The sequence below is a fragment of the Scytonema sp. PCC 10023 genome (genome assembly GCF_963920835.1).
Lineage (GTDB): Bacteria > Cyanobacteriota > Cyanobacteriia > Cyanobacteriales > Nostocaceae > Kalymmatonema.
The window spans coordinates 1-14,893 of the sequence record NZ_CAWUDP010000161.1 but is presented as its reverse complement, the minus strand read 5'-3'; the positions used below and the strand labels follow the sequence as shown (position 1 = coordinate 14,893).

At 43.1% G+C, this 14,893-nt stretch carries 12 protein-coding genes and 1 pseudogene; 2 read left to right on the top strand and 11 right to left on the bottom strand.

Features of this window, described 5'->3' with window-relative positions; genetic code table 11:
• Positions 1-229 precede the first annotated feature (229 nt).
• The 7 genes and pseudogenes from ACM0OZ_RS45335 to ACM0OZ_RS45305 form a co-directional block, all read right to left on the bottom strand.
• Positions 230-884, bottom strand: a pseudogene (locus ACM0OZ_RS45335) (IS4 family transposase); the annotation flags it as partial.
• A 313-nt stretch (positions 885-1,197) separates the two neighbouring features.
• Entirely contained in the window at positions 1,198-2,814 is a 1,617-nt protein-coding gene (locus ACM0OZ_RS45330) for an SDR family NAD(P)-dependent oxidoreductase (RefSeq protein ID WP_414589540.1), read from the bottom strand.
• Entirely contained in the window at positions 2,811-3,179 is a 369-nt protein-coding gene (locus ACM0OZ_RS45325) for a hypothetical protein (RefSeq protein WP_414589539.1), read from the bottom strand. The genes ACM0OZ_RS45330 and ACM0OZ_RS45325 overlap by 4 nt, the downstream gene beginning before the upstream one ends.
• A 474-nt stretch (positions 3,180-3,653) precedes the next feature.
• Complete coding sequence (locus ACM0OZ_RS45320; protein ID WP_414589538.1) at positions 3,654-3,770, bottom strand: IS1 family transposase; 117 nt, start codon at positions 3,768-3,770, stop codon at positions 3,654-3,656.
• 90 nt (positions 3,771-3,860) lie between these two features.
• Positions 3,861-5,207, bottom strand: a complete 1,347-nt coding sequence (locus ACM0OZ_RS45315; protein ID WP_414589537.1) for a cytochrome P450 — start codon at positions 5,205-5,207, stop codon at positions 3,861-3,863.
• Positions 5,208-5,725: 518 nt separating this feature from the next.
• Positions 5,726-5,920, bottom strand: coding sequence for a cytochrome P450 (locus ACM0OZ_RS45310; RefSeq protein ID WP_414589536.1), 195 nt, complete (start codon positions 5,918-5,920; stop codon positions 5,726-5,728).
• A 207-nt stretch (positions 5,921-6,127) separates the two neighbouring features.
• Positions 6,128-7,372, bottom strand: a complete 1,245-nt coding sequence (locus ACM0OZ_RS45305; RefSeq protein ID WP_414589535.1) for a phytanoyl-CoA dioxygenase family protein — start codon at positions 7,370-7,372, stop codon at positions 6,128-6,130.
• Between the two features lie 69 nt (positions 7,373-7,441).
• On the opposite strand from ACM0OZ_RS45305, the gene ACM0OZ_RS45300 reads away from it, so the two are divergent.
• Positions 7,442-7,564: a hypothetical protein gene (locus ACM0OZ_RS45300; RefSeq protein WP_414589534.1), complete on the top strand. Its 123-nt coding sequence runs from the start codon at positions 7,442-7,444 to the stop codon at positions 7,562-7,564.
• 420 nt (positions 7,565-7,984) lie between these two features.
• Here ACM0OZ_RS45300 and ACM0OZ_RS45295 read toward each other — a convergent pair whose 3' ends face one another.
• The 3 genes from ACM0OZ_RS45295 to ACM0OZ_RS45285 form a co-directional block, all read right to left on the bottom strand.
• On the bottom strand, positions 7,985-8,944 hold the full coding sequence (locus ACM0OZ_RS45295; protein WP_414589533.1) for an SGNH/GDSL hydrolase family protein: 960 nt from the start codon (positions 8,942-8,944) through the stop codon (positions 7,985-7,987).
• Positions 8,945-9,055: 111 nt separating this feature from the next.
• Positions 9,056-10,441, bottom strand: coding sequence for a cytochrome P450 (locus ACM0OZ_RS45290; protein ID WP_414589532.1), 1,386 nt, complete (start codon positions 10,439-10,441; stop codon positions 9,056-9,058).
• Between the two features lie 97 nt (positions 10,442-10,538).
• Complete coding sequence (locus ACM0OZ_RS45285) at positions 10,539-11,633, bottom strand: IS4 family transposase (protein ID WP_414589541.1); 1,095 nt, start codon at positions 11,631-11,633, stop codon at positions 10,539-10,541.
• On the opposite strand from ACM0OZ_RS45285, the gene ACM0OZ_RS45280 reads away from it, so the two are divergent.
• Entirely contained in the window at positions 11,624-11,878 is a 255-nt protein-coding gene (locus ACM0OZ_RS45280) for a hypothetical protein (protein WP_414589530.1), read from the top strand. The two genes, ACM0OZ_RS45285 and ACM0OZ_RS45280, sit on opposite strands and share 10 nt — an antisense overlap.
• Here the strand turns inward: ACM0OZ_RS45280 and ACM0OZ_RS45275 are convergent, their stop codons facing one another.
• On the bottom strand, positions 11,879-13,225 hold the full coding sequence (locus ACM0OZ_RS45275) for a cytochrome P450 (RefSeq protein WP_414589529.1): 1,347 nt from the start codon (positions 13,223-13,225) through the stop codon (positions 11,879-11,881).
• Positions 13,226-14,893 lie beyond the last annotated feature (1,668 nt).

The window sequence follows — 14,893 nt, the reverse complement described above, 5'->3', positions numbered from 1 at the left end:
ATCTTTACAAAACTTTACAACGTGTCCCATTTGCCACGTATTTCGGCATAACCCCAAACTACAAGTCTTTCAGCTTTTCTTAGTGCCATTCGTCAGTGACCCTTTTATGTGAGGACGGAGAGAAGGAAGTCTCCGGAGAGGACAGCCTCTCAGTCAGTAGCGCGGATGCGCCTAATACACGACTTTCACGTCGCACGCCCCTGGTGTCAGCTACGCTATATCTGCCCCTAATAAAGTCAACTTGCTGGTTAATGAGTTGGGCAAAAAAATCGAAATGGTAAAAGCCTCGGTCAAGTAACAGCAAGGTTTTAGCTGTCACCAAGCTCAATAAATCTGTCTCAAAATTAGTATCATTTGCTTTCGGATTTGTGTGGAACCATACTTCTACAGGTAAGCGGGTCACAATATCAATGACTGTACAAATTTTTCCAGCTAACTGCCCTTTGGGGACATCTTCTAAGCTTTTGAGCTTGCAAAACAGAGCTTAAGCGCGTTGAACCGTCCGCCACCCAAATGCGTTCAAAATGCGCCTTAGCAAACTTTATGCTATCAGGCAAGGGACGCCGGGATCTTTGATGCCAATTCTGTTGCAATTGAGGGAGTAAATCTTGAAATACCCGCTCAAATAATTCGGCAGGAAATGTCAAGAACCTTAGTGAAAGTGCTTGTTGAGAGACAACGGTTACACGACACCATAGTAAGTCTTTTCTTGCTAGCAGACGTGTTAACTCCTGTACGCCTGCTACCTGCCTCCACAAAAGGGTCAACACCGCAGCCACCATTAACGGTAAATTCAATATCCGAGCCCGCAAGCCCAACTGACGGTAGTAGGCTTGTTGAGCAGTAATCGCAGGGGTCAGCAAAGCCTCAAGTTGATTGGCGATTGCGCGGAGCGCACTGCGCTCCGCGCAATCGCTTCATTATTCGGGCTGGGTCTATTATGCCGTTGTACATGGTCTGGATTGCGAGTTGTCCGTTTAGGCATGGTGTCAATCAAACTCCTCAAAGGTTAATTTGACACCTAAAGTTGTCCGAAATCTTTAAGCAAAACTGCTTATTGACAAATACAAGACTTCCTCAACTTGTCACGAATGGAGCAGGGGAGAGGATTTTCACTCTTTTTGCACAGATGCATCGAATAATAACTAATTAACCGGACTTGATATGACCTCCTGGCTTAGGCATCCATCTAGAACATCACTGAGTTGGTTTAGACAAACCCATCTGTTCTAATTCCTCTTTCAAGAACTTGACAAAATTGTTCGGCTTAATCCAGGTCTGAAAATCTTGAGGTGATACAACTACCTGAGGCACTGTGCTACTCAACAGAATACGTCTAAACGCCTCGATGCCTTCTTCAGACGTCATTCCTCCCGTAAGCTCTTCTCCTGTTCTTGCCTTATACTTTGCTTCAAAGAAGACTGCCCACCCTATACCTTGCCATCTTCCCCAGTTAATAGATCTGCTGAATCGGCCATTTTGAGAGGCACTGTAGTGAGCGAAGGCATCAAGGAAGTTATTTTCGGCAGTGTATTCTACCATTCCCAGTGAACTGTGAACTGAATTGCCTGATGAACAGAGTACGAAAAAATCTAACTGGGCATCTTTGAAGAGAGCATCGAGCACTAGTGTTCCCATGACTTTAGGTGCAAGAGCAATTGCTGCTGTTTCTGGCATTATTTGTTGAATTATGCCTGACCCTGAAACTACTGCTGAATGGATCACCCCATGGATCTGACCAAATCGCTGATTAGCCTTTTTGATTGCTGCCGACATTTGTTCAAGGTTGGCGACGTCGGCCCTGACCAGTATCACCTCTGCTCCTAGTGCTTCCAGAGCTTTCAATTTTTGGATTTTACGGCTCACGCTATCCTGTTGATTATGAGTGCATAGCCATTGCGACCATTCATCTCGGTCAGGAAAAGGCGAACGCCCGGTCAGTATTAACTTCGCCTTTACAGTCTGTGCCAGATATTCGGCAAGCGTTAGACCAACGCCTCCTAACCCACCTGTGATCAGGTAAACTCCCTCTTCCCTTAACCGTGGTGTCCCTTGGACGGCTCCTTCCAATCGGACGGGTTCAAAGGTCTGCACCCAGCGATGATGCCCACGGTAGGCTATAATCCTGTCAGACGATGGGGTCATGAGTTCTGCCAACAACTGGTCTATGAATTGCTCCTCTTGTCCACTTTCTGAAAAGGGAATCACAACATCAATGCTACGACAGTTGATGTTTGGGTACTCTAAAGGTATGACCTTACAAGGGCCAAGGACCATCGCCTTCTCTGGGCATAGCAACTCTGAGCCTGTCACTTCCTGCATATTGTTTGAGACAATCCCAACTTCCAGGGAATGTGTCTGATTATTTTCACTGAGTGCTTGCGCTAGAAACAGCAGGCTATAGAAGCCCTGGTATTCAGACTTTTCAAGGGAGTTAATTGATAATTCTGCGTGAAGGTTCGGTGTGACACTCCATAAATGAATAATCGTTTTTGGGATCTTATTCAGTGCGCGAAGTTCTTTGAACAGTGCGTCGTAGTCATCCCGTTGTCGAGGGTTGATGGTATATACCCGTTGAGGAAATTTGCTCTCCCTACCAAATTGCTCTCCGACCTTGACGGTAATCACATCCTGATCCTTAAGCTCGAGTCGTTGCACCATTTTATCACCCAAGCCACACTCATCGGCAAACACTAACCAACATCCCATCTGAGTTGCTTGAACTCTTGAGTCAAAAGGCTGCGGTGGCATCGAGCGTTTCCATGATGGAATGTAGAACCAATCGGCAATGTCGGGCTTCTTGTCTAATCTCATATCTTGCACCTAAAAATTTGAATGTCAATTCCATGACTAAATGTGAAAGGACGCTTTCGTTTGAGGTCAAGTAAAATCAAGAACAAAAGTAATTGGGGTAAGCAAGCTGGAAAAGCAATTTGTGCAGCTAGTCCCCAGTCAGGTAGGTCTGTGGAAGCGGTAGATAAGTACGCCCAATGTGCCAAAATATAAGCAATCAGCGAGAGAACCAACCAACGATAAACACCCAAAAGCGTTCCTTGACCAAAACGGTGTAACCCAAAACGCGCGACGTTAAAGTTGTGCGTAGGCGCAGTAGCGCATCTGACTGAGAAGCCTTCTTCTCCTGGGGTTCCTTCCCCCCAGTCCCCATGTAAAAGGGTCACTGACCCCGCCTACGTCGGTAGTAACTACCTGCCTAATGCAGCCAATGAACCCGATGGAATGCAAGGCACAGAAGCCCTCCTAAAGGGAGTACCCCCAGACCGAGGGCAAGCGGAAGTTTGGCAAGGGGATAGCGATAAGCAAACCGTTATAAGCCTCGTCATTTGCAGATGAGTGAAAGTAGCAAGAAAGGTGCACAGGTACTAACCACACTCTAACCAAAAAGGTAAGTAGGACGGGTCAAAGATTGTTTTGGCTTTGACAGTGAAGGATAACGCTTCTAGCGAGGTACTGACGGAACCCACCCAAACGCATGTCACACGCACGAAACAAGGGTTTTCCCCAATGGTTCTTATGTCTAGGTGAGAACCATAAGTAGGTCAACCGCAAGGGAAACAGAATCACCAGGGGGGTAAAGGAGGTCAGAAAAAGCGAACGCCGGAGGTAATGCTTCGGATAGGGATTGAAACATTATCCTACGTTGAAAACACGGCTAACTTCTGACTGGTCTCAAACGGTAATGCTAATTTGCCGTGTTTGACGACCTCTGTGCTGTGACAGTGTGGACATTGAACTCGGAGCCAGACAGCCATAAGACTTGACCAAATAACTCGCGCTTACTAAAGCCCTATTCTCTCTACTCATTATAGGTAACCAAGAGATCTAGAACATCAGCGAGAGGGTTAATCACGCTGCTTGAGCCGCCAAAACTTCACTTTTAACCCCTCGCGAGGACGAGAAAACGGTAGCAGAATTCTCTCTAGATTTTGCCTAGGGAGCAGTTCCCAGTCATACTCACGAATTAATAACGCTGCAAACAACTTCATTTCTAATCTGGCAAAATCCTTGCCTAAACATTCTCGGATGCCACCACCGAAGGGAATATGGTTAAAGACTTTTTGTTTGTCAAGAGCCTGTTCGGGTGCAAAGCGTTGCGGGTCAAAACGTTCAGGCTGAGCATAAACATTACTGTCTTGATGAGTCTCCTGGATTTGGTAAAACACATCCCAACCTTTCGGAATCAAGTACCCACTGAACTCGCACGGCTCAATCACTTTGCGTGGTCCACTGCGAACGACTGGAGGCATCACCCGTAGAACTTCCTTGAGAACTTGTTCCAGATAGGTCATTTGTTTTAGGTGCTCTTGTGTGAGCGGTTCTATGAACCCTAGTCGCTCTTGTTCTGCACGGGCAGCTTGCAGCACGTCTGGATGCTGAGCTAGCAGCAAACACAGGGAAGTCAGCGCCGAGGTCAAGGTTTCATGTCCAGCCACTAGCAATCCCAACACGTTATCCTTCACTTCCTCTAGGCTCAGACGATTCCCCTCTTCATCTCGTGCTTGCAACAAAATTCTTAGAACATCTTGAGCTAAGGAAGGATTTTGTTGGCGTTGGTGAATCATCTCATCTATTCTGCTAAGAAGCTGTTTACGAGCATGCACGGCTCGGTCAAACTTAGTTCCAGGCAATCGAATCGGAGCTGACGCCAAGCCCTCTCCCCAAATCTCATAGACTTTTTCCAAGTTCTCATCAGAGGCTGTATCAACCCCCACTAGCAACTTGCAGGCAACGTCAAGGGTATATTTTTTCAGTTCGGGATACCAGGTCAATGTGCCTAAGCGTTCCCATTTATGCAGATAACTACGAGTAATTTCCTCCATTGTGGAGGCATATCCTGCCAACGATCTTGGCTGAAAGGCTTGTGACAACTGCTTACGAAGATTTTGGTGAGGGATGCCCGTCTTCATCCCCATAGAGTTTGATCCCAATAACACCTCGAAACTCAGGGGGTGGGTTATCGCGAAGTGCTGACTCTCGCTAGTGAACAAAAACCGACTCGCTTGTGCCCCAATTAGGACAACCGTCGGACGACCAAACAGATGGGTTTTGAAGATCGTTCCATATCGCTTTTGTCGCTGTTCAATAAAGCGACCTGGAGCGCGTAAATAGCTAATCGTCTCTCCAATGATGGGCAAACCAAAGCTTCCAGGGGGCAAGGGAGGGGAGTGCTTGACAATAGTCGTTGTCATCAGAATTTTTCCTCTAACCTAAGACAAGATGCTCGAATCCGGCACTGGTCAGTTAAGACGCGGCAGGCGGTAACCCTGTCCAGGTTAGCAATTCCTCCATAGTCACAGGTTGATAATATAGTCCCATAGCCATTCCCGGAGTAGTTGCCTTCCCTAAGCCGCAATGAGGTCTGATCCAATTGTGGACTAAGCGTTGTACTGTCAGTGTGCATTGTAATCCATTGACGTGCTGGCATAGGCGTTTTTGTAGTAATGGAACAATAAACGTCGTTAAGGGTCAGTTACCCCAATAAAACTGCTGATAAATACTATTATTGGAAGCTTTTCCCCTGAAATACTTCTGATAATACGCTTTTAGGACTGGCTTAACGAGGCGAAATCACTTCTGATAATAAAGAAGTGCTTTGATAACTGCTCAACTATGGGTTAGACAAAACCTAAGTTGAGTAAGCATTACAGGCTTAGCGACGAAAATTGTTCCGTTACTACGAAAACCCCGCATAGAGATTTTGTCGCCGTCAATAAGCACTACATCGCTGTCTGAGGGCACTGTTGTGTGCTTCATGGTACTCCGATAGGGTATCCAATTGAAACTTTTGGATAATGGTTGCTAGTGCTGAAGTTGCTTCCATCACTGCAAATGCCCTACCAATGCAAACGCGAGGACAACCATCTCCAAAGGGAATATACACCCTTGGGAAGCTGCTTTTCAAAGTCGTTATCCCAACGTTCTGGTTTGAATTCCTCTAGGGATTCAAAATAGCGAGGATTGCGGTGCATTATCCACGTACTGAGCAAAATTATGTATTAAAAAGCATAAAAAGCTTACCGATTTTTCGGTTCAAGGCATCTAGAATTTAGATGCCTTTGTCCTGGGGGCGCACGCTTATGGCAATTGCGTAAGCCCTGAAAATTTGCGATTACCAAGGATATGGAATTATTTTGTTGTGTTTGTAGTGGTCAGTTCCGTGCGCCTGGATGCATCCAAGGCGGTCTGAAAGGAATGGGAAGCCCCCCTCTGGAGTGTAAGACCTGTCATTCTCGTGATGCACTTTAACGTCGTTATTCGTATATCTACCAGCGAGAGCTAATCGAGTTTGGTCTTCGGTTGTATTGGGATGCGAAGCATGCAGATTGAAAGATGTAAAAATGATGAAGTCTCCAGCATCCATCTCAAGATCTTTTACTTCGGGAAATGCAAAGTCTTCAAGTTCACTCATTGCCACTTCAAACAATAATTGAGCTTTCGAGAAGGGTCCAGTAGGAAACATTAGTGTCTTAATTATCTTTTCGAGTTCATGTTTCTCTTTGTCGACTGCATAACTCATCAAGTTGTCCAACATATCATAAAACAGTTGCTCAAATCTTCCATCAGCGAAACTTCCAGGAATCATTCTCATACAACCATTTTTAATTCTCACGTCTGTCAGAGCAATCCAAACTGTCAATTGGATAATCCCAGGGTCAACATTCACAGTAGGCTCTAGTATAGGTTTTGTCAATTGTTTGAACCTAGATTGCTGATGCCATAATGTGCCTTCCGTTCCTGGTTTTTTCTCAAAAAATTCATTCCTCCAACAGATAACGTTCTCTCCTAACAAACTGGCAAGGCGTTGGGTTATTTCTTTACTGATTAAAATATCCCAAAAGGGTTTGTATCTTAAGACTTGATACCTGCCGCTGTAGTCTATATTCCACATATTATGCTTCTTTAAAACATTCACTGCTTCATCGCAAAGGAAATATCCGTTATCAAAGTCATTTTCATAATTTTTGTAACAAAAGCGATGAAGATCTTGTGCTTCCTGACGAGATAAAAGATTATACGGTCCTAAAATTCCTCTTTTCTCAAATTGCTCGATTTCGGATTTTCTCAAATAATACCCTTCTCGTCCCAAAAGTTCTTCACTACCTCTTGTCCTTAGAGTATATCCCTGAAAGAGGTTTAGGGCATCTTTACTAATTTTTGGTTTTTCAAAAATTCCATTGGTTAGATCTCTGTACTCCCGATATTTTTCTATACCAAATAATACCTGTTGAAGTTTCTCCTGCTGATGTGGCTGCAATGGATTTTTGAGGAAGTGTGTTTCTAGGTTTTCAAAACCTGCCATCATCTTAGTAATAGTTTGTATTTGAGCGATTTTTCTTGCATCTACTACAGTCATTTTGACCTCCTGATAATTTCTTTGGCTCAATAGGGATTCCAGGGAGTTCAGTTAGCAGATTTTCAAGTAATGCTCCTAGCAAAGCTTTGCCGTGCTTTGGGGCATTATGAACAAACTCGAAGAAGCCGCCGTTTGGAATTAGGCGCTACTGTACAGATGGCTGGAGAGCCTATGAACGACATCTGCCGGTAGAAGTACATGAGGTAGGTAACCCGGATTTCTCACCAGGATTTCACAAAGGCTTATCTGACCTAGATTGACGGCATTCCGAAGCCATTCAACACTCTGTCAAAATTTCTTATCCGTCAAAAATGTCCGAAACCTTCTCTGGATAAAAGTTTTGACAATTGCGATCGCATAACTTGTGAGAAATGCGGGGTAAGCGCAAAACTCAGAAAATTGAACAGAAACATTTGAAGCTGAGAACGTGAATTAAGCGACTGGCTCGGAAGACAATTTGTTGTTTCTGGTCTGAGTTGATGCACGATAAGCGTGATTAGACTGTTTATCAATCGCTATGAGTTTGGGCTAACAATTTAGGGGGAAGCAACAGATCTAGAACATCACCATGTGTGTTTTTTCTACCGACAGAATAGCGTTACGTAAGCTTTCTTACTTCTCAGACATCCTCTTAGCCCCAACCGCGGCCAGTGCGGCGTCTGCTACTATCCTATAAGTAGCGGTAGTTGGGTGGAAACGATCATAAAACAGAAACTCATTTTGGTTAGTACAGGGAACGAAAGTAGAGACGTTAGCGCAAGAGTCCTTAACATTGGTAAAACCAAATTTACTGGGATTAGTCAGTGCCTCATTAAATATGGAGTACGTATCAAAAGGGATGATATTAACGCCAGGCATGGATTTAAAAGGGGCAAGAGCTGCTGTCAACGCGGTGTTATAGTTTATGGTCAAAGTTGTCAGTTTGCTCGAATCAGGTGCGTTAACTTTAGCCGGTATCTTACCTAAGTCCGGCAAGTTAAAAACCATAATATTTTTAGCACCAGCTTGGGCAAGTAACCCTACCGCATTTGATAAATCCCTGACTTGTTGACTAACGTTAGTAACCTCACCAAAGAAATAATCATTGGCACCTCCCCAAATAACATAGAGAGCGTTCGGGTCAGCTTTTTGATTATTTGCTAGGAAGGGTTGTGTAAATAAATGGGCTTGCGCCAGTACTCCTGGTAACGGTGCATCAGGAAGGACGGCGTTACCCAAACCAGTGCTAGAACCCGCGAAGGCAAAGTTAATGCCTTGAGTGGGAGGAGTAGTAGCACCCTGTAGGGCAGTAAATAAAGTAGGTTTTAATCGTAACTCCTCTGCGAAGTATTCCACCCACAGCTTACCATTGGAAAAACGTCCTTGAAAGTAGGGGGGCTCTGGAGGACGGGCATTTTTTGGATTGACTAATCCTCCAGTAGCATTGAACGTATTGCCAGTATCAGAAAAACTATCACCAAAGACAAAAATCTGACTAAAATTCGCAGCCGAAGCATTCAGTGGCAACATGAAAGAGAAGAGGACAAATAAAGAGAAGAGGACAAATCCTGCCGCTACAAGTTCTTTTTTCATGCTTAGTTTATACTTGATAGTATTTTTTACTATTCGTCTACCCTAACAAGTAAGAATGGGGTAGTTATGCCTAAACACTTTGTTTTTAGTATTTAAAAAATCTCACCTCGTCTAAAGTCCAGACTTTTCGATAACTCTCATTTTCACTCCACCTTGGGGATTAATTGAAAAAAGACGTCGTATTGGTTTTAAAGGACGTTTGCTTACTAACTCCAATTGGCAATGCCGCAAAATAGTAGCCAATACCAACTTCATTTCAAACTGAGCAAATGCCATGCCAATACAACTGCGGTTACCACCACCAAAGGGGCAATACTCATAATTCGAAAACTTCTTTTCTAGAAAACGCTCTGGCTTAAACTGCTTAGAGTCAGGATATAATTCCTCCCGGTGGTGAATCAGATAAATACATGGGTAAAGAGAAGTTTCCGCCCCAAATTTATGACTTCCAATTTCTATTGGTAATTTTGGGATTCGAGGAAAAGTAGTCAGAGAAACTGGATATATTCTCAGGGTTTCAGCACAAATTGCATTGAGATAAGGCAATTTGCCTATTTCTGTTGGCTTTGGATTATTTCCTAACTCATCTAATTCTTGCAATAACTTGGCTCGTACCTTTGGTAAGTGATGAATCCAATAACATGCCCATGCTATTGCCGCTGCAGTAGTCTCATGTCCAGAAAATATAAGCGTGATTAACTCATCTTTCAATTCCTCATCCGTCATCTTTTCTCCAGCTTCATCCCCTGCTGCCATCATGAAACTGAGGATATCATTGCTGTGGTTGTCAGGGTTTTGCCTGCGTTCCCTGATCTCCGCATAAATAATGTCTGCAATTTGGCGCTGGCAACGCAAAAGATTACCCCAGGGATTCCAAGAACCCCAGTCTTTTCTAAACGCACTGAAGAAAAGAGAGCTAGAAGCAAAGGGATTAGCTATAGTGGATTTAAATCGATGAATCAGTAATTTTAGTTGTTGGTGACGTTCCCTTTCATCTGAGCCCAGTAAGGCTGCTAAAATCAGTCGCAGCGTAATTTCTTCAGCTACCTTATAAATAATCAATCTTTGACCAGTTTGCCAGTTAGAGGTAACCTGCTCCGTTAGGTTGCAAATCAGTTTTCCATAGTTAAATATATTTTGACTATGGAAAGGAGGCATAAGTAGTTTGCGCTGTCGTTTATGACTACTTCCATCAAGCAAGGCAATGGAATAGTTGCCTAATAAAAATCCTGATAAATCATTAGCTTTACCACTATCAAACTGCTCATGTTTATCTGTAAAAATTTCTCTGATATCTTCAGGATTACTAATAAATACTGAAGTTTCAAAACCACTAGCTTTCAAGGTAAAGGTGTCTCCGTAACGCGCTCGACACTCCTCTAGAAATTGGCAAGGACGAATAAGCCATTGCAACAGGTTCCACCAAGGTGGTGTAGTGGGACCAGGAGGCAATGAGAAAGCAGATTTTCTTACCTGTTTGTTAAAAGTTATAGTCATGGCATTTATTTAGAAGCTGTTTAGGTACTGTCGAGTTAATCTGGCGTAGATAGATTCAGCCAGGAATGGCACTAAGAAAAGCCGAAACACTTGTGGTTTAAGCAGTTTGCAATTGCTTGCGTAATTCATTCCGGGGTTTCGTCATCAACGGGTAAGCTTTTGGACGACGTTTACGAACTCGTGCTTCACTTCTAGCAGGGCGATTGGGAACTTTGAGTAAAGTGCGATAAATTAGGTGACGTTGCTTTGAAGTTGCGGCTAACAATTCGGGAATAAAGTTATTTAAATGATGGCGAGTGCCTTGGAGCGATAAACGTAACGGAGGAGTACCGTAAGTAGTACCTGCCGACCACATCAAGCTACGAAGTAGATTGTAGGCAAGTAAATAAACATAAATTTCTTTGCGTACCATAGAAGGTGTTTTACATCGTAAAACATCCATGCCCAAGGTAGTTTTAAGATGTCTTAAATCTAATTCAACATCCCAACGTTTACCGTAAAGTCCAACAATTTCTAGGGCAGAATAAGTTGTTGTATCTAATAGAGTAGTGATTAAACTGACTCTTTCTGTGCGAAAACCAGGAATGATAATGTAGTAGTAAATTTCTCGTACAACTAAAGTAGGAGGCAGTGCAGCAAATTCTAATTCACTTAATCCTTGTGGGCATTTTTTAGGTTTATACCAAGTTACCAACTTGTCACAGTCTCCAACAATTTTCCCTTTACGCATGGACGTTGTTCGAGCTTGATGTTTTCGGAATACTGCATCACACTCAAGGTTTTTGATAGAAACCATATCAGCATAAGCACAAAAAGCTCTATCTCCTAAAAGGATATCCAAGGGATTAAGAAACTGATATAGTTTTCTAGCTAGTTTAATATCATGTGTGTTCAGAACATCGATGACTAGAGCAACAGCGGCTCCCGTCGCTAAACTAAATATCACACCGATTTTCGCAATTGGGAATCCACATCCAGGCTTTTGACTCTTTGGTTGAGGATAAGCTTTCTGATTTTCTACAGTATCAGGCATTGATACCGTAGACCCATCTATCACCTTCACGTTTCGACCACACCATAAATATTCAGTTGTCACTTTTTCTTCTAACCTTTGTGCCACTTGACCAAAAAGTTTTTCTAATAACTTTTCTGGTAATCTAGACCGCGCTTGACAATAGGCGCTTGTATCAATTTCCTCCCGGCTCTGGGACAGCGACGACGGCGCACTTCGTTAGCCAAAGCCTGGCTAAACTTGCCACACCAAAAGCCTTTTTGCCTTGCCCAAAAGGTTTAAAGCCCCCGAATTTATTCGTGGAGAAGGCAAGAGCAGATTCAGTGCTGAATCTCCTGAATTTATTCATGGGCATTCCCTTCAGCATAACTGCCTTCGTACTTCTGCCTTCTCAAAAAGAATATTTGGAAGCACAATCGAGATAATTATGTCTTAGGCACAATCTTAGCCTTCAAATTCTCTAGCATTTTGGTTGTTTGCAAGACTGTGGTTTGCGGGATTATTTCAGGTATGAGCTTGCAATCATAGTGGCGTAGCAATGTAGCCAGAAATACTTTCATTTCCATTTGTGCTAGTTCATAGCCCATACATCTATGTGCCCCTGCACCGAAAGCTATAAAGGCAAAAGGGTGCTTTTTGTCTTCTTCTCTAGGAGGAGCAAAACGGAGTGGATCAAAGCGATGGGGATTTTGCCAAATTTCCGGTAAGCGATGGGTTAATAGAGGCGAAAGAATAATAGACCACCCAGCCGGAATATGATATCCACTAAACTCAAAATCTTCAACTACGCCACGAGGAATGAAGTAGACAGCAGGGTGAAGGCGCTGAACTTCCTTAAGGAAGTAGCCCATTTGTACCAAATTTTTCAAGTCTGATAAAACTAAGCGCTTGTGTGCAACTACCTGATTCAATTCTGTTCGCAAAATCTCCTGCCATTCTGGATGCTGCTGTATTTCAAACAAAATATAGAGCAACGTAATGGCACTGGTTGAGTAGCCCCCAAAGAGAAGGTGCAGGGTTTGGGTAAAAAGCTCCTGCTCATTGAGACAGTTTCCGTCTTCATCAGTCGAGTCCATCAGCAAACCTAAAATATCGTGATGATGAATTCCCTGCTGGCGACGTTTTCTGATTTGTGTGCCTACGAATTTTTCCAGACGGCGACGAGCAGCCATAGCACGACCAAATTTGGTAAAAGGAACGTCAAATCGAAAAAGAGAACTCATTCCTTGTACAACAGAAGCAAACAAAGTTACTAGCTCTTTATAATCTTGTGAAGCAACTTCCCCAAATGTTAGACTGCAGATAAGCTTTAAAGTAAACTGCCGTAACTTTTCAGACGCAGTAACTGAGGTACAATCTCCCCAACTATTTAAAAAAGTTTCTATCGTATCCTGAATAAGGGTGAAATAGCGAGTAATGGCACTGCTCACAAAAGCTGGAGCCAATAACTTCCGAACCCTTAGATGTTCTTCTCCATCTTGTAAAAGAATTCCTTCTCCAGCAAAAGGCTTAACCATTTGCCAACCGATGCCTGAAGAAAATTTCTCTGGATGAGTTTGGAATACAAACTGGTAGGCTTGAGGTTCAAATAGACAGACGTACTTTGTGCCCAGAGATTTGTATTTGAAGATGGAGCGATAACGCTGATACTGTTTCAAATAAAACAATTGCTCATGGCTTAGCACTTCAATAGTGTTATCAATTAATGGCAAACCAAAATCTCCAGGGAGAGATAGTGCAGGTTTTACGTCGTTTTCAGCAGATTGAAACATGACACGCATAAGCAGTTTTATATTCCTCCCAAATCTAGTAAATCAGAAATCTTGCAACATAGGCGTTTCAGCAAAAGCACTTGAGGAGATGAAAACAGGTGAAAATCAGCTTTTCAAGCAAGATAGTTGTCAGTTGATACTCAGCTATCGCAGAGCAAGGGCTGTTTTAAGACGAATGGCAGTGATTTAAGGAGAAAATATTTAGGTGTTGCTGAATGATGGAATGATTTGTCATTCTGAGCTAAACAAAGTCAGTAAACTCACATCTTGCACGAAGAAAATTTTATGTAAATTCGACACACAGTAATAACTCTAAAACCCCTATTTTTTCGAGAAAAATCAAAAAAAATCTGTAGCTTTATTGCGCTGCTTTTGACTAAATCCAGGGTTATACGGATAGGTGCAAGATCTGAGTAAACCGAAAACTTTTGAAAGTTGAGGAAAGAATAAGGTTTTCAGCCAACGTTTTTGGGGCTGGCAAGCGCAACTACTTGCGCTTGCAGGGAAGTCCACCCAGAACAGAGGTACTTGAAAGGCAGTTCATACGCTGATTTCGGCGAATTGCATTTTCCAGTTCAAATCAAAGGCGCTTAAGGCTTCAAAAACTTTTCGGTCTACTGAAAGTGAATCATGAAAAAACAGAGTTACATACCCAAATTCAGTAGATCACAAACTTTTCTAAGCTTACGCAATAATAAGGGTTTCAGCCTATATAGAAGAAGTCCAAACAGCACCTACTTGAGAGCGCTAGCCTTCAGGTCGGCTAGCGATATCGCCTGAAGTCCTGAATCAGAGGGACTTTTCTCATGCCCATGTACTTTGCTGAAATGTCCATGTGGCACGGCTTCCAAAAAACTTTGTGATCTACTGAAATTAAGCACTGCCAATACTTAAAATATTACTCAAGGTTAGGGTATATGTCAACATATCTAATGACCCTAACTTTGAGGCTGTCAAGTTCGCCTGGATCTAGCGAGGTTGTCACCAGGCGCAAACTAAACAGTTTAGTTTAGATATCTCCAAACCAAAATATCTTTGACGACAAACTTTTCGATTTACTGACTTTGAGGAACGACAAGAGCTGTAACATATTTTTATCTCATCAGAGTCATAAAAGAGCGTTAGCCAAGAGTCGGCGTTCGAGTTCTGTTCTTGGACCTGCAATTTTCAAGGGAGAATCATTCAAGACTGCTTTCATATTTCTTGAAAGAGAGATTCCTCCCCAGTTGGCTATGAGTCGCTTTTGCCCTTGTGCACGTTCAACCGTCAGTAGATCGAAAACTTTTATAATGTGACGAAAGAATGGGGGTTTCAGCCGACGTTTTTCGAACTGACAAGAGCGCTCGCTTGCGCTCGCAGGAGAGCCAATCTACAATCCTATGACTCGAAAAGCAGATTCTACGGGGATTCTGGCGGATTGTATCCCCTAGCTCAAATGAGCGGCTGGTAAGCCTTCTAGAAAACTTTTCGATCTACTGAAAGTAGGCGATCGCCAACAAATAACCCAGCTGGCGGTTAAAAGAAGGAGAGCCATCTTCAAAAATGGATAAGAGAAACTTCCGCCCCTGTAAATATAGTCATAGCCATCGTCATTAGGACACTGCTTGCTTGAGAACTCTTAAGAAACACATTCCGTCGCCGTAGATTGAGCAACGAGATTAAAGCCTA